The sequence below is a fragment of the Phaeovulum sp. W22_SRMD_FR3 genome (assembly GCF_052113705.1).
Lineage (GTDB): Bacteria > Pseudomonadota > Alphaproteobacteria > Rhodobacterales > Rhodobacteraceae > JBGQOG01.
In genome coordinates this window covers 1-23,437 of record NZ_JBGQOG010000009.1, presented here as the reverse complement: position 1 = coordinate 23,437, position 23,437 = coordinate 1, and the positions used below count along the sequence as shown (strand labels likewise).

The 23,437-nt window shown below is 64.8% G+C and carries 21 protein-coding genes; 7 read left to right on the top strand and 14 right to left on the bottom strand.

Features of this window, described 5'->3' with window-relative positions; all coding sequences use genetic code 11:
- Nucleotides 1-32: 32 nt before the first annotated feature.
- The 6 genes from ftsH to ACEN2S_RS12945 all read left to right on the top strand — a co-directional run bounded on the left by ftsH (nucleotide 33) and on the right by ACEN2S_RS12945 (nucleotide 6,396).
- Nucleotides 33-1,937: an ATP-dependent zinc metalloprotease FtsH gene (ftsH, locus tag ACEN2S_RS12970; protein ID WP_441866581.1), complete on the top strand. Its 1,905-nt coding sequence runs from the start codon at nucleotides 33-35 to the stop codon at nucleotides 1,935-1,937.
- A 2-nt stretch (nucleotides 1,938-1,939) separates the two neighbouring features.
- Nucleotides 1,940-2,725 carry a methyltransferase domain-containing protein gene (locus tag ACEN2S_RS12965; protein WP_441866580.1) on the top strand — a complete coding sequence of 262 codons (786 nt, stop codon included), beginning with the start codon at nucleotides 1,940-1,942 and terminating at the stop codon, nucleotides 2,723-2,725.
- Nucleotides 2,712-3,293, top strand: coding sequence for an MOSC domain-containing protein (locus ACEN2S_RS12960; protein ID WP_441866579.1), 582 nt, complete (start codon nucleotides 2,712-2,714; stop codon nucleotides 3,291-3,293). The genes ACEN2S_RS12965 and ACEN2S_RS12960 overlap by 14 nt, the downstream gene beginning before the upstream one ends.
- Nucleotides 3,294-3,930: 637 nt before the next feature.
- Nucleotides 3,931-4,236 carry a chorismate mutase gene (locus tag ACEN2S_RS12955; protein ID WP_441866578.1) on the top strand — a complete coding sequence of 102 codons (306 nt, stop codon included), beginning with the start codon at nucleotides 3,931-3,933 and terminating at the stop codon, nucleotides 4,234-4,236.
- On the top strand, nucleotides 4,233-5,123 hold the full coding sequence (gene folD, locus ACEN2S_RS12950; protein ID WP_441866577.1) for a bifunctional methylenetetrahydrofolate dehydrogenase/methenyltetrahydrofolate cyclohydrolase FolD: 891 nt from the start codon (nucleotides 4,233-4,235) through the stop codon (nucleotides 5,121-5,123). The genes ACEN2S_RS12955 and folD overlap by 4 nt, the downstream gene beginning before the upstream one ends.
- Nucleotides 5,124-5,451: 328 nt before the next feature.
- On the top strand, nucleotides 5,452-6,396 hold the full coding sequence (locus ACEN2S_RS12945; RefSeq protein ID WP_441866576.1) for a LytTR family DNA-binding domain-containing protein: 945 nt from the start codon (nucleotides 5,452-5,454) through the stop codon (nucleotides 6,394-6,396).
- On the opposite strand, the gene pdeM is transcribed toward ACEN2S_RS12945, so the two are convergent.
- The 3 genes from pdeM to ACEN2S_RS12930 are packed head-to-tail and all read right to left on the bottom strand — an operon-like array spanning nucleotide 6,279 to nucleotide 10,762.
- Complete coding sequence (gene pdeM, locus ACEN2S_RS12940) at nucleotides 6,279-6,941, bottom strand: ligase-associated DNA damage response endonuclease PdeM (RefSeq protein WP_441866575.1); 663 nt, start codon at nucleotides 6,939-6,941, stop codon at nucleotides 6,279-6,281. The two genes, ACEN2S_RS12945 and pdeM, sit on opposite strands and share 118 nt — an antisense overlap.
- Entirely contained in the window at nucleotides 6,938-9,355 is a 2,418-nt protein-coding gene (locus ACEN2S_RS12935; protein ID WP_441866574.1) for a ligase-associated DNA damage response DEXH box helicase, read from the bottom strand. The genes pdeM and ACEN2S_RS12935 overlap by 4 nt, the downstream gene beginning before the upstream one ends.
- 57 nt (nucleotides 9,356-9,412) lie before the next feature.
- Nucleotides 9,413-10,762 (bottom strand): ATPase, encoded by a 1,350-nt coding sequence (locus tag ACEN2S_RS12930; RefSeq protein WP_441866573.1) that lies wholly within the window; start codon nucleotides 10,760-10,762, stop codon nucleotides 9,413-9,415.
- Nucleotides 10,763-10,900: 138 nt separating this feature from the next.
- On the opposite strand from ACEN2S_RS12930, the gene ACEN2S_RS12925 reads away from it, so the two are divergent.
- The gene (locus tag ACEN2S_RS12925) at nucleotides 10,901-12,607 is read left to right on the top strand and encodes a hypothetical protein (RefSeq protein ID WP_441866572.1); all 1,707 of its coding nucleotides are present in this window, start codon (nucleotides 10,901-10,903) and stop codon (nucleotides 12,605-12,607) included.
- Here ACEN2S_RS12925 and ACEN2S_RS12920 read toward each other — a convergent pair whose 3' ends face one another.
- From ACEN2S_RS12920 to ACEN2S_RS12870, 11 genes are all read right to left on the bottom strand, one after another.
- Nucleotides 12,608-13,105, bottom strand: a complete 498-nt coding sequence (locus ACEN2S_RS12920; protein WP_441866571.1) for a prepilin peptidase — start codon at nucleotides 13,103-13,105, stop codon at nucleotides 12,608-12,610. It lies immediately after the preceding gene.
- 3 nt (nucleotides 13,106-13,108) lie between these two features.
- Complete coding sequence (locus tag ACEN2S_RS12915) at nucleotides 13,109-13,969, bottom strand: tetratricopeptide repeat protein (RefSeq protein ID WP_441866570.1); 861 nt, start codon at nucleotides 13,967-13,969, stop codon at nucleotides 13,109-13,111.
- Between the two features lie 40 nt (nucleotides 13,970-14,009).
- Nucleotides 14,010-14,591 carry a tetratricopeptide repeat protein gene (locus ACEN2S_RS12910; RefSeq protein ID WP_441866569.1) on the bottom strand — a complete coding sequence of 194 codons (582 nt, stop codon included), beginning with the start codon at nucleotides 14,589-14,591 and terminating at the stop codon, nucleotides 14,010-14,012.
- Nucleotides 14,592-14,639: 48 nt separating this feature from the next.
- Complete coding sequence (locus ACEN2S_RS12905; RefSeq protein ID WP_441866568.1) at nucleotides 14,640-15,641, bottom strand: type II secretion system F family protein; 1,002 nt, start codon at nucleotides 15,639-15,641, stop codon at nucleotides 14,640-14,642.
- An 11-nt stretch (nucleotides 15,642-15,652) separates the two neighbouring features.
- A complete protein-coding gene (locus ACEN2S_RS12900; protein ID WP_441866567.1) occupies nucleotides 15,653-16,621 on the bottom strand; it encodes a type II secretion system F family protein in 969 nt (322 codons plus the stop codon).
- A gap of 24 nt (nucleotides 16,622-16,645) precedes the next feature.
- Nucleotides 16,646-18,103 carry a CpaF family protein gene (locus ACEN2S_RS12895; RefSeq protein ID WP_441866566.1) on the bottom strand — a complete coding sequence of 486 codons (1,458 nt, stop codon included), beginning with the start codon at nucleotides 18,101-18,103 and terminating at the stop codon, nucleotides 16,646-16,648.
- A gap of 10 nt (nucleotides 18,104-18,113) precedes the next feature.
- Nucleotides 18,114-19,379: an AAA family ATPase gene (locus tag ACEN2S_RS12890; protein WP_441866565.1), complete on the bottom strand. Its 1,266-nt coding sequence runs from the start codon at nucleotides 19,377-19,379 to the stop codon at nucleotides 18,114-18,116.
- 264 nt (nucleotides 19,380-19,643) lie between these two features.
- The gene (locus ACEN2S_RS12885; protein ID WP_441866564.1) at nucleotides 19,644-20,282 is read right to left on the bottom strand and encodes an OmpA family protein; all 639 of its coding nucleotides are present in this window, start codon (nucleotides 20,280-20,282) and stop codon (nucleotides 19,644-19,646) included.
- 4 nt (nucleotides 20,283-20,286) lie between these two features.
- Nucleotides 20,287-21,723 carry a type II and III secretion system protein family protein gene (locus ACEN2S_RS12880; RefSeq protein WP_441866563.1) on the bottom strand — a complete coding sequence of 479 codons (1,437 nt, stop codon included), beginning with the start codon at nucleotides 21,721-21,723 and terminating at the stop codon, nucleotides 20,287-20,289.
- 206 nt (nucleotides 21,724-21,929) lie between these two features.
- Complete coding sequence (cpaB, locus tag ACEN2S_RS12875) at nucleotides 21,930-22,802, bottom strand: Flp pilus assembly protein CpaB (RefSeq protein WP_441866562.1); 873 nt, start codon at nucleotides 22,800-22,802, stop codon at nucleotides 21,930-21,932.
- A gap of 127 nt (nucleotides 22,803-22,929) precedes the next feature.
- Entirely contained in the window at nucleotides 22,930-23,130 is a 201-nt protein-coding gene (locus ACEN2S_RS12870; protein ID WP_441866561.1) for a hypothetical protein, read from the bottom strand.
- Nucleotides 23,131-23,437: the final 307 nt, after the last annotated feature.

Here is a 23,437-nt window from a genome sequence, read left to right as displayed (position 1 = left end):
GGGCGGCGCCCCTGAGAATTGGAGGATATTCCTTGGGTAACGCGCGCAACATCGCCTTCTGGGTCGTGCTGTTCCTTCTTATCCTGGCGCTGTTTCAGATGTTCAGCGGCGGACAAAGTGCGATCAATGCGCATTCGGTGAGCTATTCCGAATTCATGACGCGTGTGGATAAGGGGGAAGTGGCCACTGTTATGCTGGATGGCGAACAGGTTTCGGCCCGCAGCAAGGACGGCACGCAGTTTTCGACGATCAAGCCGATGTCGGATGAAATCGCCGACAAGCTGATCGCGCAGGGTGTGGAAGTGACCGTGAAACGTCAGGAAGAAAGCGGCTTCATGTCGCTTCTGGGCGTCTGGCTGCCCTTCCTGGTCCTCATCGGCATCTGGATCTTCTTCATGAACCGCATGCAGGGCGGCGGCAAAGGCGGCGCGATGGGCTTTGGCAAATCGCGCGCCAAATTGCTGACCGAAAAGCATGGCCGGGTGACCTTTGACGATGTCGCAGGCATCGACGAGGCAAAGGAAGAGCTGGAAGAGATCGTGGAATTCCTGCGCAACCCGCAGAAATTCAGCCGTCTGGGCGGCAAGATCCCGAAAGGGGCATTGCTTGTCGGCCCTCCGGGGACCGGTAAAACCCTTCTGGCCCGCGCGATCGCGGGCGAGGCGGGCGTGCCCTTCTTCACCATCTCCGGCTCGGATTTCGTGGAAATGTTCGTGGGCGTTGGCGCATCCCGTGTGCGCGACATGTTCGAGCAGGCCAAGAAAAACGCCCCCTGTATCCTCTTCATCGACGAGATCGATGCGGTGGGCCGGTCGCGCGGCGTGGGCATCGGCGGTGGCAATGACGAGCGCGAGCAGACGCTGAACCAGCTTCTGGTCGAGATGGATGGTTTTGAGGCCAATGAAGGCATCATCATCATCGCCGCGACCAACCGCAAAGACGTGCTGGACCCGGCGCTGCTGCGCCCCGGCCGCTTTGACCGTCAGATCCATGTGCCGAACCCCGACATCAAGGGCCGCGAGAAGATCCTGACCGTCCATGCGCGCAAAGTGCCGCAGGGACCGGATGTCGACCTGCGTCTGATCGCGCGCGGCACGCCGGGCTTTTCGGGGGCCGATCTGATGAACTTGGTGAACGAGGCGGCACTGACCGCCGCCCGCGTCGGCCGCCGTTTCGTGACGATGGAAGATTTTGAGCATGCCAAGGATAAGGTCATGCTCGGGGTCGAACGCCGCTCGATGGTGCTGACGCCGGAGCAAAAGGAAAAGACCGCCTATCACGAAGCGGGCCACGCCATCGTCGGCATGGCGATGCCGAAATGCGATCCGGTCTACAAAGCCACGATCATCCCGCGCGGCGGTGCCCTGGGGATGGTGGTGTCCCTGCCCGAGATGGACCGTCTGAACTTCCACAAGGATGAGGCCAAGCAGAAGATCGCGATGACCATGGCCGGGAAGGCCGCCGAAATCATCAAATACGGTGAAGAAGGCGTCTCGAACGGTCCGGCGGGCGACATTCAGCAGGCCAGCTCGCTGGCGCGCGCGATGGTGATGCGCTGGGGCATGTCGGACAAGGTCGGCGCGGTGGATTATGCCGAGGCGCATGAGGGCTATAACGGCTCGACCGGCGGCTTCTCGGTCTCGGCCTCGACCAAGGAACTGATCGAACAGGAAGTGAAAGAGCTGATCGATGAGGGCTACCGTGTCGCCTACCGCGTGCTGACTGAACAGTCGGAAGATTTTGAGCGTCTGGCCAAGGGTTTGCTGGAATATGAGACCCTGACCGGCGAAGAAATCAAACGCGTGGTGCGCGGCGAGTCGCTGGGCGGCGAGGATGACAATTCCCATTCGGGCAGCATCCCCTCGGTGACCTCGATCCCGAAGACCAAGCCCGTGGCCCCCTCCGGGGATGCTCCGGCGACCGAACCTTCGGCCTGATCATGGCCGACTGGAGCCCCGAAACCTATTCCCGGTTTCGGGGCCTTCGTTTGCGTCCCGCGCTGGATCTTCTGGCGCAGGTGACGGCGCTGCCTGAGGGCGACATTGTCGACCTTGGCTGTGGCAACGGGGCTGTGGGCCCGGCTTTGGCCGCCCGCTGGCCCGACCGGCGACTGACCGGCGTCGACAACTCCCCCGCGATGTTGGCTGAGGCGGCGGCAACCGGCGCCTACAAGCGCTGTCTGGCCGCCGACATCGCCGAATGGGAGCCTGCCAAGCCGGTGGCCCTGATCTTTTCCAATGCGGTGCTGCAATGGCTGGGCGATCACGCCAGGCTTTTGCCGCGTCTTGCCGGCTGTCTGCTGCCAGGCGGGACGCTGGCGGTGCAGATGCCCCGGCAGACCGGCGCGCCAAGCCACCGTTTCTTACGGGATTTTGCGCAGGAAATGTTCCCCGACCGCTTTGATTTCACCGGATGGGAAGCGCCCGTCGCCCCACCGGTCGAGTATATGCGGCTGCTGTCGCCGCTGGGGCAGGCGAACGTTTGGGAGAGCGACTATATCCAACGGCTGGAACCGGATGCGGCGCGCCACCCGGTGCGCGCCTTCACCGAATCCACCGCGATGCGGCGCATCACCAGCAAACTGACGGCCGCAGAAACCGCGACTTTCATCGCCCGCTATGACACTGCACTGGCCGCAGCCTATCCGGCAGAAGCGGACGGATCGGTGCTTTTCCCGTTCCGCCGTGTTTTCATGACTGTAAAGGTTGCAGATGGCCGCGCTTAAACCGACCGAAATCACCGGCAAGGTCACCTGGCTGGGGCTGGTGCCCGATCGCGCGGCCGGGCTCGCCGCCATCCCGCGCGAGACGCTGACGCTCAGCTTCGCCGGACCCGAGGGTGAGGATCACGGCGGGTTGACCCGCCCCTCGTGCTCGCGGGTGCTGGATCAGTACCCGCGCGGGACCGAGATCCGCAACGTCCGGCAATTGACCATCGTTTCGGCCGAAGAACTGGCGCAAATCGCGGCGACGATGGGGCTCGATGCGCTCGACCCCGCCTGGCTGGGCGCCACACTGGTGCTGGAAGGCATTCCGGATCTCAGCCACCTGCCACCTTCGTCGCGGCTGCAGGGCGCGGCGGGGGCCACGGTGGTGATCGACATGCAGAACCGTCCCTGCACCTTGCCCGCGCGGGTGATCGAGGAGGCGCGGCCGGGTTTCGGCGCGCGGTTCAAACCGGCGGCGGTGGGGTTGCGGGGCGTGACGGCATGGGTCGAGCGTGAGGGCAATCTGTCGCTGGGGGAGGTCATGCGTCTGCATGTTCCCGACCAGCGTATGTGGCAGCCGGGCTGATCAGATCAGCAGCAGCACCGCCGAAGCGGTTGCCAGGCCCAAAGCGAATCCAAGGTTGACGACGACGGTGACGGTGGACATGGCAGTCTCCTTTTCTGTGTCGGTGCGCCTGCGCGCGCGGTTCGGAATATCAACGCCCGGAAAAGCGCAAAAGTTCCCGATGTCTCCGGCGTTTTCCGGCGCCGCCGCACTGGCGCGGCACAGGGGGCGGGCGCTGGTGGTATTTTGGCGGAATTTTTTTGCGAAGGGTCGCTTCTGCGGCGCCTTGTGCGCTTGGGCTGGGTAGAGTCCTCAGCGCAGGCCCTGAACGCGGGTGTCGGCATGAAAGGAACGCTCTGTGACGTCTCTGTCCGCCCGGCATCAGATGAGGGAGCGCCGCCGCCGCCTCGGCGCCGCGCTTCGGCCCCCGCGCTGCCCTGTAACGCTACCGGGGCCTGTGACGGTACCGGGGACGGTATCGCGGGCGGATCGCGCCGCGCGGGGGCGGACGGGCGCCTATCAGAAACAACGCCATGCTGAATTTCATCATTTTGCCGAAAACGCCGCTCTGACCGGTGGGCTGCGGGGCTTGAGCCTTTGGCGGAAACCATGCAGAACCGCGCTACCCCATGGATTGATCTGTGACGCGAGGACATTGATGAGAACCGCCAAAGACATCTCCAGCATGGCCGAATTGCGGTCCGAGATTGATGCGCTCGACCGGCAGCTGGTGGATCTGATCCGCGTGCGGGTGGGCTATATTGACCGCGCCGCCGAACTGAAACCCGCCGAAGGGATGCCCGCGCGCATCGAGGCGCGGGTGGAAGAAGTCGTGGCGCGCGTCCGGGCCCATGCCGCGCAGGTGGGCGTGGATCCGGCGCTCGTCGAAGGGATGTGGCGGCAGATGATCGACTGGTCGATCGACCGCGAAGAACGGATTTTGGGCAAAGGGGAAGATGCATGACGGCGACGATCATCGACGGCAAGGCTTTTGCGGCAACGGTGCGGGAAAAGGTGGCGGTCCATGTCGCCCGGCTGAAGGCGGATCACGGCGTGACACCCGGTCTGGCCGTGGTGCTGGTGGGCGAGGATCCGGCCTCTGAGGTCTATGTCCGCAACAAGGGCAAGCAGACCGTGGAATGCGGCATGGCGAGCTTTGAGCACAAGCTGGTGGCCGAGACGCCCGAAGCCGACCTTCTGGCGCTGATCGCGCGGCTGAACGCCGATCCGGCGGTGCATGGCATCCTCGTGCAGCTGCCGCTGCCGGGGCATATGAACGCCGACAAGGTGATCAACGCCATTGATCCGGCCAAGGACGTGGATGGGTTCCACATTTCCAACGTCGGTCTCCTTGGCACCGGGCAAAAGAGCATGGTGCCCTGCACCCCGCTCGGCTGTCTGATGATGCTGCGCGATCACCACGGCAGCCTGTCGGGGCTGAATGCGGTGGTGGTGGGCCGCTCGAACATCGTGGGCAAGCCGATGGCGCAGCTCTTGCTGAACGAGAGCTGCACCGTGACCATCGCCCACAGCCGCACCAAGGATCTGGCGGCGGTCTGCCGGGGCGCGGATATTCTGGTGGCCGCTGTGGGCCGCCCGGAAATGATCCCGGGGGAATGGGTCAAGCCGGGCGCGACGGTGATCGACGTGGGCATCAACCGCATTGAGCGCGACGGCAAAACCAAACTGGTGGGCGATGTGGATTTCGCCTCGGCTGCTGCGGTGGCGGGGGCGATCACCCCGGTGCCGGGCGGCGTCGGGCCGATGACCATCGCCTGCCTTCTGGCGAACACGGTCACCGCCTGCTGCCGCAGCCAGGGCCTGGCCGAGCCGGAAGGGCTGACGGCCTGACAGATCGGCCCTTCGCGCAGACGTGGCGCGGAATATCCCACGACAGGACGGCGCCCCTCTGCCAGAGCGGGCGCCGTTGGCATCTCAGGGCTGCCGGTCGTGCCTCCGCCCTCTGGGGCGGCGCGCGGCGCGGCGAATCGTGCCGGATGCCTTTGGTGCCCCCGGGCGGTGAGAGATCGCATGTCCCCGGATGCCGCGCCTGTACAGCCGAGCGGGGGCCCTGTTGCCCAAGCGGGGCGAATTTATGAACAAAATCACGGTCCGGCCATTGAAAGCACAGGTCTGCGCAGGTATCGCGTGAAAGGATAGAGTATTAACGGGTCTGCGAGTGCAGTTTTTCAGGCAAGTCTTGGCGCAGTGGCGGGCCGCGGGTCAGGCCCCGGCGGTCTTGATCGCCCTGCTGGCTTTTTCGCTGTTCGCAGTTGGCAGCGGCCCGTTCGAGACCATCCATATCCTCAGTTTTGAGCAGCGTCTGCTGTACTGGCCGGCCATTCTCGGCCTTGGGCTGTTTCTGGGCACTTTGGTGCGGGCGGTGCTGATCGTCCTGATCGGGCATTGGCCGTATTGGGCGCTGTCCTTTGCCTGTGCCAGCCTGATCAGCGTGCTGTTTGCGCCGCTGTTGTGGTTTCTGGTGCGCAGCTTTGCGCCGCCGCTCTTTGCCGAGTTGCTGCCGCCGCTCTGGCACATCGGGCTCTACACCTGGGTGGCATCGCTCTGGGTAAGCAGCTTGCGGCAGGTGATCGCGCCAGCCGCCCCTGTCGCAGCGCCGCCCGCATCGGCCGCACCCCCGGTCGAGGGCAGCCTGCCAGAGCCGGTGGCGGCGGAAGAGACCGCCCGCGCGGCGGCCCTGCCGGGCGCGGCGCTGCTGGCGCGGCTGGACCCCGCCGACCGCGCCCCGCTGCTGCGGTTCAGCGGGCGGGACCATTACATCGACGTGGTCACCGAAGCGGGCAACACCCGTCTTTTGCTGCGATTCTCGGATGCGCTGGCCCTGCTGGAGCCGGAGGCGGGGATGCAGGTGCACCGCTCGCATTGGGTGGCGCATGCGGCGGTGCAGGGTGTTGTGCGCCGGTCGGGCCGGTTGTTTCTGATCCTTGCCGATGGCGGCGAGGTGCCGGTGTCGCGCCCCTATCAGGAGGCGGTGGTGCAGCAGGGCTATCCCACCGCCGACAGCGGCACCGCCAAGGCCCGCCGTCCGGTCAGCACTGCCAGCGCCTCTGCGCCGAACAGGGCGGAAAATAGCGGATCGCGCACCGATAGCCCGCCGGTATAGGCCCCGAACGCGGGCAGGATCACCCGTCGCGCGTCGCGCAGGAAACAGGGGCGGCTCTGTCCGGCCAGCCGCGCTTTGGGATGGTAATGCCCGGAAATCTCCAGCTGTCCCTGCGGCTGAGCCGCCTCGGCGATATGGCGCAGGAGCAGCGGGCCGATGCTCAGGCTCGCGCGATGACTGCCCCCCAGCGCGACGGGGCCGGGATCATGATTGCCCTCGATCCACACCCAGTCACGCCCCGCCATCAGGCGCGTGAGCCACAGTTGTGCCGTTTCGGGCAGCTGCGCCGCCGCTGGGTCATCGAAACTATCCCCGAGGCAGATGACCTGCGCCGGATCCGTGGCGCTGATCTCTGCATCCAGCCGGGTGAGGGTTTCCGTGGTGTCATAGGGCGGCAGCAGCGTGCCGCCGCGCCGGGCAATGCGTTCGGATTTGCCCAGATGCAGGTCCGAAACCACGAGAATGCGCCCCTCGGGCAGCCAGAGCGCACCGCTCGCCCGCGCCTCAAGCGCGATACCCGCCGCGCGGAAGCCGTGATGGGTCATACCGCCCCCTCCCATCCGGCCAGGCGCAGCAGACGCGCGGCCTCTTCGGCCAAGAGCCGTTCGCGCCCCGCGCCCTGCACCGGCACCCGGCCCTGCTCCAGCAGGAGCGGCGCGCAAAGGGGGGGCAGCTGGTCAAGGCGGATCAGGTCGATGCGGCCTTGGGTGCGGCTGGCCATCTCGTCCAGACGCGCGAAATCGATCAGCCCGCGCATCGCCTCGTCCCGGGTGACGCGCAGCAAGAGGTGGTCGGGGTCGTGCCGCGCGAGCGTGTCATAGAGAATGTCGGTCGAGAATGTCGCCTGCCGCCCGGATTTGCGCTGCCCCGGCAGCTGCCGCTGGATCAGCCCGGCGACGGTGGCCACATTGCGAAAGGCGCGCTTCATCACCGCGTTTTGCGCCAGCCAGCCCTCCAGCCCCTCGCGCAGGCCCGTGGGGTCCAGAAGCGCTTCGGGGTCGCGCACCGGCTCCAGCCCCCAGATCAGCGTGGCGTAATCCGAGGCGACAAAGCCCAAAGGGTCGAGCCCCGCCGCCTCCATGCGCCGGGTGAGCAACAGGCCGAGGGTCTGCATCGCATTGCGCCCGGCAAAGCCCCAAAAGCAGGTGTAGTGGCGCTCTTCCAGCGGAAAGCTCTCCACCAAGAGGCGGCCGGGTTCGGGCAGGGCCGAAACCTCGGCCTGCAGGCGCAGCCAGTCGCGCGTGTCGTCGGGCAGGCCGTCGGGGCTGTGCAAGAGGCGCAGGATGCGGGCCGAGAGCTGGGTGGAGGTGGCGAATTTCGTGCCGGAAAACACCGCCACTTTCGGGCTGCGGCCGGGGGCGCGGCTGACCTCGACCACCATTTCGCGCAGCCCCTCATAGCGCACGATCTGGCCGCCCATCAAAAACGTGTCCCCGGCGGTCAGGCTGGCGGCAAAGCTTTCCTCCACCTCGCCCAGAGCCGCGCCCATGCGGCCCATCCGCACCTTCAGCGTTTCGGTATCGACGATGGTGCCGATGTTCATCCGCAGATCGCGGGCGGCGCGCGGATCGCGCAATTGCCACAACCCGTCGCGCAGCATCAGCCGCCGCCAGCGGTCATAGGCGCGCAGGGCATAGCCGCCGGTGGCGCAGAAATCGAGGCAGGCATCGAAATCGGCGCGGCTGAGCCCGGCATAGGGCCCGGCGCGCCTCACCTCGCCATACAGCGCCTCGGCGGCAAAGGGCCCGGCGCAGGCGGTCAGCAGGAGGTGCTGGCAGAGCACGTCCAGCGGCCCCGGCCCGCGCGGCTCGCCGTCCAGATCACCCTCAGCTGCGGCCTGCAGCGCGGCGATGCATTCCACCACCTCGAAACGGTTGGCGGGCACCAGACGCGCCTTGGAGGGGGCATTGTGGCGGTGATTGGCGCGGCCGATGCGCTGCACGAGGCGTTTGACGTTCTTCGGCGCACCCACCTGAATGACCAGATCCACCGCGCCCCAGTCGATGCCGAGATCAAGGCTGCCGGTGGCGACCACCGCCCGCAATTCCCCCGCCGACATCGCCGCCTCCACCCGCTCGCGCGTGTCGCGGGCAAGGCTGCCGTGGTGGATGCCGATCGGCAGATCCTCACTATTGGCCAGCCACAGCTCGTGAAAGAACAACTCGGCCTGCGCGCGGGTGTTGTGAAAGATGATGGTGGTGCGGTGCGCGCGGACCGCCTCCAGTATCGCCGGGATCGCATGGCGACCGCCACCGCCCGACCAGGGCGCGGGCGGCAGATCATTCAACATCGCAATGTCAGGAGCGGGGCCGGGATCGGCGGTCAGAATTTCCGCCCCCTCAGGTGCCAGAAACCGCGCCAACGCCGCCGGGTCCTCGACCGTGGCCGAGAGGCCGACGCGGCGCAGCCCGGGGGAGAGGCTTTCCAGCCGCGCGAGGCCGAGCATCAGCTGATCGCCGCGCTTGCTGTCGGCGATGGCGTGGATCTCATCCACGATCACCCGCTGCAGCCCGGCAAAGATCCGCGGCGCATCCTCATAGGACAAAAGCAACGCGAGGCTTTCCGGCGTGGTCAGCAGGATCTGCGGCGGATCGGCGCGCTGGCGGCGGCGCTGGCTCTGGCTGGTGTCGCCGGTGCGGTCCTCAATGCGGATATTCAGGCCCATTTCCGCCACCGGCCCGGTCAGATTGCGCCGGATGTCCGCCGCCAGCGCTTTCAGCGGCGAGATATAGAGCGTGTGCAGCCCGGCGCGCGGGGTGGCGACCAGATCGGCCAGCACCGGCAGGAACCCGGCCAAAGTCTTGCCGCCGCCGGTGGGGGCAATCAGCAGAAGCGCCGGGGCCTCGGCCTTGGCCAGCATCGCGCGCTGATGCGGATGCAGCTGCCAGCCGCGCGCGGCAAACCAATCGGCAAGCACGGGCGGCAGGAGGGGGGGCAGGGGCGGGGCACTGTGCTGCATGCCCCCAATCTAACCCGCCGTCCGCCGCTGCCAAGGGGGCAGGGGCGGGCCCCGCGCCTAGTGCATGATCTCTTCGTCGGTGACGAACATATTGGCCCAGGCGCGGTCGATCAGCTCGGGGCTCATCTGCGGCGGGATGCCCTCAAAGGCGCAGATCGCCAGCATCTGATCAATCAGGAAGACCGGCTGATAATTGGCATAGACATTGTCTATCTCGGGGTATTTCGCGCCCAGAAGATGGCGAAGCGCCGCCTCGTTCAGCGGGATCTGTTTCTTGCGGGCGACGAGGGCAAAGATTTTCAGGAAATCCTGCTGGTTCGGCCCGTCGATCTTGATCTTGAAAAAGATCCGCCGCAGCGCTGCCTTGTCGAAAATCGTGTTCGGGTGGAAGTTGGTCGAGAAAATCACCAGCGTGTCAAAGGGCACTTCGAATTTCTCGCCCGATTGCAGCGCAAGGATATCGCGCCCCTCTTCCAGCGGCACGATCCAGCGGTTGACCAGCTTCTGCGGCGGCTCTGCCTGACGGCCAAGGTCGTCGACGATGAACACCCCGCCCGAGGATTTCAGCTGCAAGGGCGCGGTATAGGTGCGGGCGGTGGGGTTATAGGTGAGGTCGAGCATATCCAGCGACAGCTCGCCCCCGGTGATCACCGTCGGGCGGTCACAAAGCACATAGCGGGTGTCAAAACGGCGGGCAGATTTGCGCAGGGAATTCGGGTCATCCACGCTTTCGGTCGCCGCCGAATGCACGATCGGGTCGTAGACGGTGATCACCTGACCCGCATATTCGATGGCGCGGGGGATGTAGATCTTATCCCCCAAGGCGTCGCGGATGCCGTTGGAGATCGACGATTTACCGTTGCCCGGCGGCCCGTACATCAGGATCGAACGGCCCGAGGAGACCGCAGGCCCCAGCTGATCCAGAAGCGTCGGCGGCAGGATCAGATGCCCCATCGCCTGCGTCAGCTGTGCCCGCGTCAGCGCGATATTGCGGATGGATTGCTTTTTGACCTGAAGGCGGTAGGCCTCCAGCGGCACCGGCATCGCGCCGTAATATTCCGATTGCGCCAGCGCATCGAGGGCGCGTGCCTTGCCGCCGTCGGTCAGCTGAAAGCCCATCTCGCCGCCCGAATTGGCGTGCAATGTGCCGGTGGCCTCGACCAGCTTTTGCCCGCGCGCCAGATCGATCAGCTCTTGCGTCAGACCCAGCGGCAGCGCGATCAGCCGTGCCAGACCGGAGGCGGTGTCCATATTGGTGCGGAACATGGTTTTCAGCAGGATGTCGCGCATCATCACCGGCGAAATGCCCACATCGGCCAGCGCGCTGGGCGGCACAGGGGCGGGCACACCGGCATAGGGTGCCGGGGCGGGGGCGTCGGGGTTAACCGTTCCGGTGATCGCATTCATCGCGGTTTTCCTGTTCTTTTCCGGCTCTTGCCATTTTCACGCCATCAGATGCGGCTAAAAGGGCATTGAGAGATTATCTGAGGGCAAACCTGCCCGGCCATTGTGGCCGAAAAAGGGAAAAAGCACGGAGAGGCTGGGATGGCAGGGGCAGAGAGCAAGGCGGCAGAGGTCGCGGAGATTGCGGGAACGCGACGGCAGAGCGGCGGCAGGCTGGTGCTGTTCATGCTGGCCGTGGTGCTGATCCTCGGCGGACTGCCGTTTTTGCACGGGGCGCTGTTCATCGACCGGTTTGAGGGCGATGCCCTACATCTGGCGGATATGGTGCTGCGGATGGCGCAAAAGGGTCAGGTGCCGCATCTGGATTTCATGACGCCGATCGGGGTGCTGGCGCTGGTGCCGTTCGAGCTGGCGGTGAAGGCGGGCTTGGGCATTGGCCATGCCATTCTGGCCGGGCAGATCGGTGTGGCATTGGTGCTGTTCCTGCCGGTGCTGCGGGTGGCGCGGTCACGGTTTTCGGGCGGGCTGGCCTATGGTTTTGCCTTCTATGTGCTCCTTCTTTGCATGGCGCTGGTTTACGGCGCGGCGCAGGGATCGGTGGCGATTTCGATGCATTACAACCGCTGGGCCTGGGCGCTGGCCTATATCGCGCTGGGGTTGGCGGTGCTGCCGCCGACCGCGGGCCGCGCGCGTCCCCTGCTGGACGGCGCGTTGATCGGCCTTGCCATGGCGGGGTTGGTGTTGATCAAGGTTACCTATTTCATGGCCTTCGCCCCGGCGATCCTGCTGGCATTGGTGCTGCGCCGCGAGGGGCGGATGCTGCTGAGCGCCCTTGTGGCGGGCCTCGTTGTGGCGGGTGCGGTGACGGCGTGCTGGGGGATGGCCTTCTGGCTGGCCTATTTGCAGGATCTGACCGCCGTGGCGCAATCCCCGACGCGCTCTGCCCCCGGTCTGCCGCTTTCATCGGTGATCGGCGGGCCTGCCTATCTGGCCAGCTCGCTCGCGCTTCTGGCGGGGGTGGTCTTCCTGCGCCAGGCGGGGCGGATGGTGGAGGGGCTCTTGCTGCTCGTTCTCGCGCCGGCCTTTATCTATGTGACCTATCAGAATTTCGGCAATGACCCGCAATGGCTGATCTTTCTGGCGCTGATGCTGGTGCAGTTGCGCCCCGGGGCAGAGCGGCGCAATGCGATGGGCTGGAACCTGCGGCAGGCGCTGACCGTGACCGGCTGGGTGGCGCTGATCGGCGGGGCCGCCTCGCTGACCGATATGGCCTTCAGCGCGGTCCGGCATCTGGGGATCCCGAGCCAGGGCTATTCGGCGTTGGTGACGGCGCAGCCGCAAAACGCCGATCTGCTGATCGAGACCCGGCGGTTTTACGATGTGCGTCTGATGAACCGTGGCCGTGAGGCAGGCCCCGCCTATGCCCTCTATGCGGCCAGCGTCAAGGCCACGGATTCGCACGGAAATCCGGATCAGGATGCCATCCTGAACGGCGAAACCCTGCCGCGTTGCGAGATGAACAACGGTTACGGCGCATGGTTTGATCAGGCGGCGCGGGATCTGACCGCGGCGGGATATGGCGGCAGCGCGATCCTGTCGACGGATCTGTTCAACCAGTTCTGGCTCTTCGGGGATTTTGAGCCGGTGAAAGGTGCCGCCCCCTGGTATTATGTGGGCGCGCCGGGGCTGGAAGCGGCAGATTACGTCGTGGTGCCGCTCTGCCCGATGGCCAGCAGCGTGCGTCAGAATTTTCTCGATGCGGTGACCGCCAAGGGCTGGGGCCTGCAAGAGATGCGCCGCACCGAAACCTATGTGCTGTTGAAACCGGTACCGCCTGCGCAGCCCTGATCAGGCGCTGATCGCCACCAGAAACAGATAGGACCAGAGCGTGCCGATCAGCGCGAGGCCCATCGGGAAATCCGCCCGCCGCCAGGAGACCCAATCCGGGGCCATGGCGCGGGCGGCGGGCAGGGCCCGGAACAGCCGGTGCGCCGCAAAGGCCGCAAGCAGGAAAGCGGTCAGCAGTTTCAGCACCAGCGGCAGGTCGGCGCTGGCGAAGAACGGCGCCATTGCTGCGCCGAACTTGGCGTCTCCTGCGCCGAAATGCGCGATCTGGTTCAGCACGAAACCCAGCGCCAGCATCACCAGAAAATGGCTCCAGCGCCAGGCCCAGGCCTCCAGCGGCATCACCAAAGGCCCGGCGATCAGGAACACCAGCATCAGCGCCAGCACCGCGCTGTTGGGAATTTTCATCCATTTCGCATCCGACCAGGCCACCCAGGCGCAGATCGGGCTGACCAGCACCAGGAACACGAGCGCCGCACCGGCAGGGGTCAGGGACAGCATGGATCAGCCTTTGCTCGGGGCGGCATCAAGGGCGGCCAGCGCGCGGGCGGCCTCGTCGAAATGCTGCGGATGCGTGTCGACCGCCTCTTGCAGCAGGCCCTTGCCGATGGTCACATCGCCCTGCTTGATCGCCGACAGCGCCGCCGTATAGAGCAGTTGCGCCTTTTCCACCTGCGACATCGAGACCACGGGCAGATCGTATTTGCGTTGTGCGGCACGGGCGAGCACGAGGTTGTTCTTGGCGGTGAACAGATCCGGCTCATAGCGCAGCGTATCGCCAAAGAGTTTCTCGGCGCCGGGATAATCCCCGCGCGACAGTTTCGAGAAGCCCCAGTTGTTGTAAACGCCCCCCGGTGTCGTGGTCAGCCCGGCAGCGATTTCATAGAAACTGTCGGCTTTTTTCCAGTTCTTGTTGCTGTCGGCGACCATCGCCTCCAGCCGGTAGCGCTGAAAGGTCTCATGGGTGGGGGGCACCGAATTCAGCACCTGCTCGGCCTGCTTCCACTCATTGGCACGGATCAGCGCATCGGCCAGATTGACCTTGTCATCGGCTGTCGAGGCGGGCATGGCGACCACGCCTGCCCAGGCCTTTGCCGCCTCCGAAGGCTGTTTGGCGCGGATCAGCGATTTCGCCAGACCGCGTTTCAGGTCGATCCGGTCGGGGTTTTCGCTGGAGGAACGGCGGAAATAGGCCACGGCCTCTGCCGGATCGCCGACGGTCAGCATGATGTCGGACAGATTGGTCTCATCGATCACATTGACCGATTTCAGCGCCTCTTTGGATTCGGCATCCACCGAACGGTTGCAGGCACCCAGCATCAGGGCGCCGCCGCACAAAGCTGCGATCAATAAGGGGTGGCGCATATTTCTGCGTCCTTTGCTCGGGCCTCTTCCGGCATCCGCCTCAGTGAGGTGACAGCAGCAGATATTCGCCATTGCCACGCCGCATCAGTTTGAACCTGCCGGTTTCAGGGGCAGCATACGCGGTGCCCTGCGATTTTGCGAGCGCCAGACGAAGATTTTCGCGGATGGAGTCGGTTTCGCCACTGTCGAGCGCATAGGCGGTCTGGAAGACCCGCGCCGCCTCGGCCACCTTGCCGCGCTCCATCAGCACGACGCCGAGGTTGTTCCAGGCGGGGACAAAACCTTTGTCCGCTTCTGTCGCGCGGCGCAGGATCTGCTCGGCCTGCCCCAGCCGCCCCAGTTTGAGATTGGCCGAACCGATGGCGGAAAGCACATCGACCGTGGCCCCCTGTTCGCCCGCCGCGCGGTAATAGGCGCGCAGGGCCAGCTCATATTCCCCCGCCGCCATCAGCCGGTGGCCCACGATCAGCCCGTCCACCGCCGTGCCGCCAGCGGTGCCGGGCGCGTAGGGCGAATTTTTGGCCTCGCGCAGGGTGTCCGGCCCGCAGGCCGTGAGCAGCGCCACCAGCAGCATCGCACTCAGCAGGATACGCCGCGGAAACAGGGGGGCACGGGAGGGCATTGGGGGGCTTTCAGGATCTGGCGTGAGGGGCGGGAACAGTCCCCCCGATCATTGCCCGATCTGCTTGAAAGTTTCCAGCATGGCGTGAATGGAAGGCCCGATCAGGATGATCAGCAGCGGCGGCACGGTGAACATCATCGTGCCCAGCGTCATCTTGGTCGGGATCTTGTTGGCGGCCTCTTCGGCGCGCATCACCCGCTTGTCGCGCATTTCGCTGGAATAGACGCGCAGGGAATCGGCGATCGAGGTGCCGAAGGTCTGCGACTGGATCATCACGGTGACGAAAGAGGCGATGTCCTGCACGCCTGACCGCTCACCAAAGCTGCGCAGAACGGCAGTCTTTTCCTTGCCGGCCTTGATCTCATGCGCGACGATCTCAAACTCTTCCGACAGCGCGGGATAGCCTTTCTCCAGCTCTTTCGAGACGCGGATGATCCCCTGATCCAGCGATTGCCCGGCCTCGACGCAGACCAGAAGCATGTCCAGCGCATCGGGGAAACCGTCCTGCATCTCTTGCGCGCGGGTCTGGATGCGGCGGTTGACCCAATAGACCGGCAGGTAATACCCGGCCGCCCCGGGCACCAGCACTGCCATGATCATCTGGGTCGAGGAAATCTCGCCCTGCGACGATGAAATCATCGCATAGGCCACCCCCAGGATCAGCATGGTCAGCCCCAGCGCAAATTGGCTGGCATGGAAGGTGCGCACCGCGTTTTTGCCGCGGTACCCCGCGCGGGTCATTTTCATGCGCGAGGCGGACATTTCGGCTTCGGTCTGCGGTTCGAGAAAGCCCGCGAATTTCTCGAGCTTGTCGGTGCCGGAACCGTGGCGCAGCTTGGCCCGGCCTGAGGGGCCGCCCGCACCACCGCCCGCCGTGACCGCGCGGGCCTCGGCGGTGCTGGCGCGGAGTTTGTCCAACGGGTCGGGCTTGCGCTTCATGATGATCGGCAGGGTGCCCGCGACCATCAGCAGGCCAAGACCCGCCAAGGCAATCACCGGCCCCAGCGGGCCGAGCAACTGCGTCAGACTGGCGTTCAACTCGTTCAGCATGGCGGCACTCCTCAGACCTTGATCGTGGTCATGATCTTCATGAAGGCGAAGTTCATCCCCAGCAGCACGAAGACGACAATCGCCGCCGGAATGAACGAGGGGGTGCCCTTGACCCCGTCGTAATAATCAGGGGCCACGACCTGGATGATCAGCATCACCGCGATGGGAAAGCCGGAGAGGAAGACGCCCGACCATTTCGCCTCGGCGGTGATCGCCTTGACCCGGCGGAACAGGCGGAACCGCGCGCGGATCACCTTGGCCAGACCTTCGAGAATCTCGGCCAGGTTGCCGCCCGATTGCTGCTGGATCGAGATGGCCACGGCGAGGAAGCGCAGATCCTGCATGTCCAGCCGCTCCGCCAGATCCGAAATCGCCTCGGCCACGTTGCGGCCATAGGCGCATTCATCGGCGATGATGCCAAATTCCGAGCCGAGCGGATCGGGCACTTCCTTGGCCACGATCTGAATGGCCGAGGAGAACGGGTGCCCCACGCGCAGGGAGCGGACCATCAGTTCGACCGCGTCGGGCAGCTGCTCTTCGATCATGGCCATGCGCTTTTTGGCCTTGCCCGAGACCCAGAACCAGATCCCGCCCACGCCCATCGCCACCGCCACCACCGCCCGCACCGGCGGCGCGGCATCGGTGCCGATCGACAGCCCCATATAGGCCACCACCGACACCAAGCCCATGACGCCGATCAGCGCGGCGGGTGAGAAGGCGATATTGGCCTTTTGCGCCTTGGTCGCCAGCAGCGAATAGAGCGGAATGCCGCGCGAATTCTTGTGCTGGTTGGCCTCTTTGCGCAGCTGCTCCAGCACCTGTTCGCGCCGCCCGCCCTTTTCCAGCAGGTCAAGGCGCCGGTTGACCTTGGAGTTGAGCGAGATCGACTTGCCGAAGATCAGCAGATAGATCCCCTCGACCAGCAAGAGCACCGCGACAAAGATCAGGCCGTAGATGATGGGGGTTGCGCTGAGGATCATGGTCTCTCTCCGGCCCGAAGGCCTTTAATTCCCGACAGGTTCGTAGATCGAGGCGGGCAGGTCATAGCCCCATTGCCGGAAACGGTCGGCAAAGTTGGAGCGCACACCGGTGGCGGTGAAACGGCCGATGATCTTGCCATCCGGCGCAAGGCCGAGGCGTTCGTAGCGGAAGATCTCCTGCATCGAGATCACATCCCCCTCCATGCCGGTGATCTCGGTGATCGAGACCATGCGGCGCGAGCCGTCCTGCAACCGGCTGGCCTGCACGATCAGGTTGACGGCCGAGGCGATCTGGCTGCGCACGGCCTTGATCGGCATCTCGATCCCCGACATGGCGATCATGTTCTCCAGACGGCTGACGCCATCGCGCGCCGAGTTGGCGTGGATCGTGGTCATCGAGCCATCATGGCCGGTGTTCATCGCCTGCAACATGTCGATGACCTCTTCGCCCCGGGTTTCCCCCACGATGATCCGGTCGGGCCGCATCCGCAGCGCGTTGCGCAAACAGTCGCGCTGGGTGACGGCGCCCTTGCCCTCAACGTTGGGCGGGCGGCTTTCCATCCGGCCGACATGGATCTGTTGCAGCTGAAGTTCGGCCGTATCCTCGATGGTCAGAATGCGCTCGTGGTTGTCGATAAAGGACGAGAGCGCGTTCAGCGTGGTGGTTTTCCCCGAACCCGTCCCGCCCGACACGATGACATTGAGGCGGGTGGACACGGCGGCCTGCAAATAGGCGGCCATTTCCTCGGTAAAGGCGCCAAAGCGGACCAGATCGTCGATGCCCAGCTTTTCCTTCTTGAACTTCCGGATCGAGACCAGGCTGCCATCCACCGCCACCGGCGGCACCATGGCGTTGAAACGGCTGCCATCGGAGAGACGGGCATCGACATAGGGGTTGGATTCGTCAACCCGCCGCCCCACCGCCGACACGATCTTGTCGATGATCCGAAGCAGGTGCTTTTCATCCTTGAAGGTGGTGTCGGTCAGCTCCAGCTTGCCCGCGCGCTCGACGAAAACCTGCTGCGGGCCGTTCACCAGAATATCGTTGACCGTATCGTCTTTCAGCAAGGGTTCGAGTGGGCCGAGGCCCATCACCTCGTCATAGAGCTCCTGGTTCAGCGTTGCGCGTTCGGTGGCATTCAGCGCCACCGCCATCTCGGTCAGCCCCTCGGTGGTGATCGCGGCAATCTCGGCGCGCAGATCCTTTTCCGAGGCACTTTCGAGCGCGGCAAGGTTGAGATCATCCAGCAGCCGCTTGTGCAGCGCCTGCTTCAGCTCGCTCATCTTCTCTTTGCGTTTCTTTTCCTTGTCCACGGCCACGGCAAGAGAAGCCATCGGCTGCGGCGCCACCCTGCGCTGAACCGACGGCGTCACGGCGGCCGCGCTGGCGGGGGCGGGGGCCGTCGCAGGGCTGGGCTGGGCCGCAATCGCGGGGGCGGGCTTGGCCGTATCTGTGCCGGATTTTTTGTAACGCGAGAACATGATTAGCCTTTCAGCCGCGGCCGGTATCAGCTGCGGCGCGGTTCAGATCGTGCAGGGATTTCGCCAGTTTCTGGATGTCACGGCGCAGGGGCAGCTTGGCGGCGGTTTCCGCCAGCGGCAGGCCGTGGTCATTCGCCTGCGTCACCGCCTTGCCGCCATCGGCCAGTTGCGCCTCGATCGCGATGTCGAGGCTTTCGGCCAGACGCCGCACACGGGCCTTGCCGGTGAGATCGGTGAATTTCGGCGCGCGGTTCAGCACGAAGCGCAGTTTCTCCGCCGGCAGCCCTTCGGATTTCAGCGCCCGGATCATCCGCAGGGTGTTTTGCGCCGACCGCATGTCGAGTTCCAGCATGGCGAAATACACATCCGCCTGATTCAGGACGGCCTCGGTCCATTGCACCACGGTCGTCGGCATGTCGATGACGACATAGTCGAAGTTCGCCCGCGCCATATCGAGGATGCGGCCAATGTCTTCCGAGCTGACAATGTCGAGCGGCAGCATGTCGGCAGGCGCCGTGAACACGTGCAAACGGTCGTTAAAGGTCAAAAGCGCCTGCGAAAAGCTGTCGGCATCCATATGGGCGGTGTCGGTCAACAGCTCAAAGATTGACTCGCGGCGCGGCAGGTCGAGATAGGTCGAGGCGCTGCCATATTGGAAATCGAAATCCAGCAGGCAGACGCGCGGCCCGCCCTTTTTGTCGATGGTGGCCAGTTCCCAGGCCAGGTTCACCGCGAAGGTGGTGGCCCCGGTGCCGCCCGCCATGCCATGCACCGGCAGGATGACGCCATCGCGGCCGCCGGTCGCCTTGAAGCTGGGGGCCGCCGTGGCGGGCACGGCCGCCAATGCGGGCGCGGCGGCGGGCAGGGCGCTTTCCTGCAGGCGGTCGATCGCCTCGTGCAGGGCGCCCTCGGGCAGCGGGTAGGGCACGAAATCATCCGCCCCCAGACGCAACAGCTGATGCAGGGCGATCGGGCTCACCTCTTCGGCGATCAGGATCACGCGGATCCCTTTCTCCTTGGCGGTGGTTATGATCGAAGAGATGCGGTGCAGATCCTGTTCATCCTCGTCATCCACCGCGATGGCCACGAATTCGAGCATGGCGCTTTCGGGTTGATGCAGGAAGATCTGTGCATCGGTAAAGGTCAGGTCGCCCCAGCTTTCACCGAGTTCGGTTTCCATGTCTTCGATCAGAAGATCGAAATTCGACACGTCGCGCGAAATCGTGCAGGCGCGGATGGGCGCGGGTTCAGGCTTCAACACTGCTGCAACACTCATTCCTTGGCGTCCTTCTGTACGCGGAGCGCGACGGTGATCCTGTTGGTCATTTTCATGTCTCTCTTCAGGTCCCATCGAGGTCCAGGCGCGACTCGCTTGTCGTGCCTCTTCTGCCGAGGATCAAAATCACTTGGAATTCGGGCGAGAATGGGGCCGCATCCGCGTAATTATGCGACTTTGGGTGACGATCCGACGCGAAAGGCGGTCTTTGTTGCCAAAGACCGCCTTTCAAGAGGGGCGATTGTCGCGCGATTCGGATCAGTCTCAGCCGCCGGGAGAGGTGGCGTCACCGACAGAGGCGCCCATGTCGCGCATCGTGGCGCTTTCCACATATTCGCGGAAGATCACGGCAGCATATTTGCCGTTCAACAGCTGCGGGCGGCGCTCCACAAAGCCCGACACTTCGGTCACCGTGCGGCGGTTTTCGCGGTTTTCCGACTGGGTGTAGACCAGCGGCTGGGTTTCCCCAAAGGAAACGACGGCCTCAAGCCGCGAGCGGCTGATGCCCTGGCGCGCCAGATAGGCCACCACCGCCTGCGCACGGCGCAGCCCCAGCGCCTTGTTATAGGCGTTGCTGCCCACAAGATCGGTGTGCCCGTAGACGCGGAAACGGATCTCGGGGAATTGCCGGATCCAATTGGCCTGTTTCGACAGGATCACCATCGCGCTGCCGTCGAGGACCGCAGAGTTGAAGGCAAAATTCACCGTATTGGGCACTTCAGAGGCAAATTTCTGCGTCAGGCTGATTGCGTATTCCCGCTCGCCCGACTGCACCAGCGTGTTGTTCATCGTGGCATTGCCGAAATCGCCGCCGTCGTAATCCGCACCGGCTTCGTTTCCGCAGCCCGCCAGAGCGAGGGCGCCCGCCAGCAGGGTCATGCTCAATCCAAGGCTGCGCCGCATCACGTCACTCCATCACATAGCCATAGGAGCCGGAAAAGTCCTGCTTGGCGACTTCGGCCGCAGCACCCGTGGGCCTGCTGCCCTGGGTTTTGCCAAAGAGGAACAGTTCAGACTCGCTCGGCGGGCGCACACGGTCGGTGGGCAGCGCCAGCGCTTCGCCGCGCGTCGGGCTGACCAGATGCGGCGTCACGATGATCACCAGCTCGGATTGCTTGCGCGAATAATCGGCGCTGCGGAACAGCGCGCCCAACACCGGCACGTCGCCCAGCCAGGGCACCTGCGAATTCAGATCGTTGAAATCATCCTGCAACAGGCCGGCGATGGCAAAGCTCTCGCCGTCGCGCATCTCGACCGTGGTTTCCGCATCGCGCCGTTTGAAGGCGTTCACGCTGAAGCCGCCCGAACTCATCGTCACCGTGGTGTCGATGGACGAGACCGAGGATTTGATGGTCAGGTTGATCAGATCGCCATCCACCACCCGCGGGGTAAAGGCCATCTCGACCCCGAAGGGTTTGTATTCAATGGCAATATTATTGTCGCTGATCACCGGGATCGGATATTCGCCACCCGCGAGGAACTTGGCTTCCTGCCCGGAGAGGGCGGTCAGGTTCGGCTCGGCCAGCGTGCGCACGACCCCTTTGGCTTCCAGCGCTTCCAGCAGCACTGCGAATTGCAGATTGCCGGCGGTAAAGCCCAGACCCAGTGCGCCGTTCGCGTCAGAGTTGATCGGCATCGTGCCATTGTCGAACGCATTCGAAATCGCGCCATTGCCGGTGAAATTGCCGCTGCCGCCGATCACGCCCAGATTGCCGCCCGAGGTGGTGCCGCTGATCCCCAGCGAGGACGACAGGTTCTTGGACACCGACCGCTGCATTTCGGCAAAGCGCACCTTCAGCATCACCTGCTGGGTGCCGCCGACGCTCATCAGGTTCGAGACCCGGTCCGGCGCATAGCGCTGCGCGAGGTCAAGGGCGCGGTCCAGCTTGGACGCGGAGGACACCGTGCCCGAGAGCACGATGCCGTCATTGGCGGTGCGCACCTCGATCGGCTCGCCCGGCAGGATCTGCCCCAGCCGTTCCTTGAATTCGGCGATGTCCGGGGTGACCTGCACTTCGACATTGGTGATCAGCTTGCCGTCCGGCCCGAGGATCGTCATCGTCGTGCGGCCGGGCACCTTGCCCAGCACGTAAATGGTCTTGTCGGACAGCGTGGTGATGTCGGCGATGCCGGGGTTTGCGATCGAGAGCTCGGCAAAGGGCTCGTCGCTTTCCACCACCACCGCGCGGTTCATCGGCACCTGCAAGGGCGCTGACGTCGACCCGGTCATCACGCGCAGAGTTTCGGCAAGCGCCGGATGGGGGGCCAGCGACAGCAGGGTAACCGTAGCCAGGGCGATCGCTGTGCCCATAAGGCCTGCCCTGAAAATCTTGTTCATACTCATTGTGATCCTGCCTCTCCGATCACGCCACATCTATGGGTCTCTGTGCCCCTTTGCGGGGTCTCGTCTGCCCTAGTTCCGGGCACCATGCGCGAGTTGGTGAATTTTTGCAAGAATCAACCGCTTGCGGTGCCATTCTTGCACCTCCGATTGCCCGGATGCCAAAACGCCGCCCCGGATCGGGACGGCGCGGCGCGCGGTTGGGCATGTCAGTTGGTGCAGGGAATCTCGGTTTCCACCATCTCGGTGCCTTTGCGGGTCTTGATCGTGCAGACGCGCGGTGCCTCAACCTTCACCGCTTCTTGCGGCGCAACGATGCCGAGCAGCGAGTCCCGGTCAATCTCGATGGCCCCGACAACCATCGTGTCCGCGGCCCCCACCAGCGAGAGCGTCAGCTTGCCCGCCGATTGTGCCAGTGTCAGGGCGGCCACCTGCTCCGGGCTGACTTCGGTGGTCACGGTGCGGGCGATCATCGTCGCCTCCGAGCGGTCGGCATCGGCGCTTTGGTCAATGGCGATGACCTTGAGGTTGGTTTCCAGCAGCTTGGCGACATCGCGGTCGCCGGACCGGCCCGACCAATAGACATCCACCCGGTCGCCCGGCCGCAAAAAGCCCGAGACGCCCGTGGCCAGATCGACGTTGATGGTAAAGGCGCGCATGTTCGGCGACAGATTGGCCATGATGCCCGCGTCCACACCGGGTTCGGTGATCTTGGTCGCCAGCAGCGGCTCAAAGGGCTCATAGCTGCGCAGGGCGGCACGCGGGCGGGTTTCGCCCTCGAAAAACACCGGTTTGACCGGCGCATCGGGGGTCATCGGCGCGACGATCTGGCTGAAGCTGGCTTCGGGCACCTTGCCCGCCTCGACGCGGATGGTGGTCAGATCACTCATGCTGAACCGCTCGCCATATTGCAGCGGGCGTTTGGCGACGACCAGATCGACGAGCACCGGCGCCTGTGCCTGTGCCTGGCGCAGGTAATCACGCTCCGCCTGAGCCTGAGAGATATAGCCTTGGGCCATGTGCACCGCGAATCCAGCGAGGGCGATGCCGAGGGCCAGGACGAGGCCGAAAATCAATCGCATGGGGTTTCCCTTCCTGGAAAGCGCAACGCCGCCTGTCTTGCAGGCGAATGCGGCGCAATGATGGCCCGGTCGCGGCGCAGGCGCGGCGGGTGTCGCGCGCGATGACCCGCAGGCGGGCAAGTTGCGGTCAGAATGTCGAGTTCAGCTCTTGTGCGCCGACGAAAGTGGCGATGTCGCCCGAGATCCGGCCGGTCTGAAACCAGATGGATCCGCCGGCGAGGGCGCCGAGGCTGACCACAGCCGCCGTCAGCACAACCCAGTCGACGGTCACAGCCCCGTCGTCGCCGCGCCACAGCCGGATGAGTTTGGCCAAAAATGGGGTGCTCATGCGAAATCCTCTCTGAAGCAGGGGTAGCTCTTGCGGTGATTGTGACAAGCCAAGGTGGCGGGATTGCGGCGGCGCTGGGCGCAAATCGTGGTATCCGTCGCGCCGGTGGCGCGGGATATGGAGAAGCCGCCCCGAGGGGCGGCCTCTGGTCCCGCTCGGGAGGTCAGCCTCAGAAGGTCGAGTTGACGCTTGCGGTGCTCAGGTAGCCCGAGATCTTGCCGGTGAGGGCTTGGGTCTGGCCACGCACCATGGTCAGTGCGGCGGCGCCGAGGCCGACAACGGCGGCGGTCAGCACGACCCAGTCAAC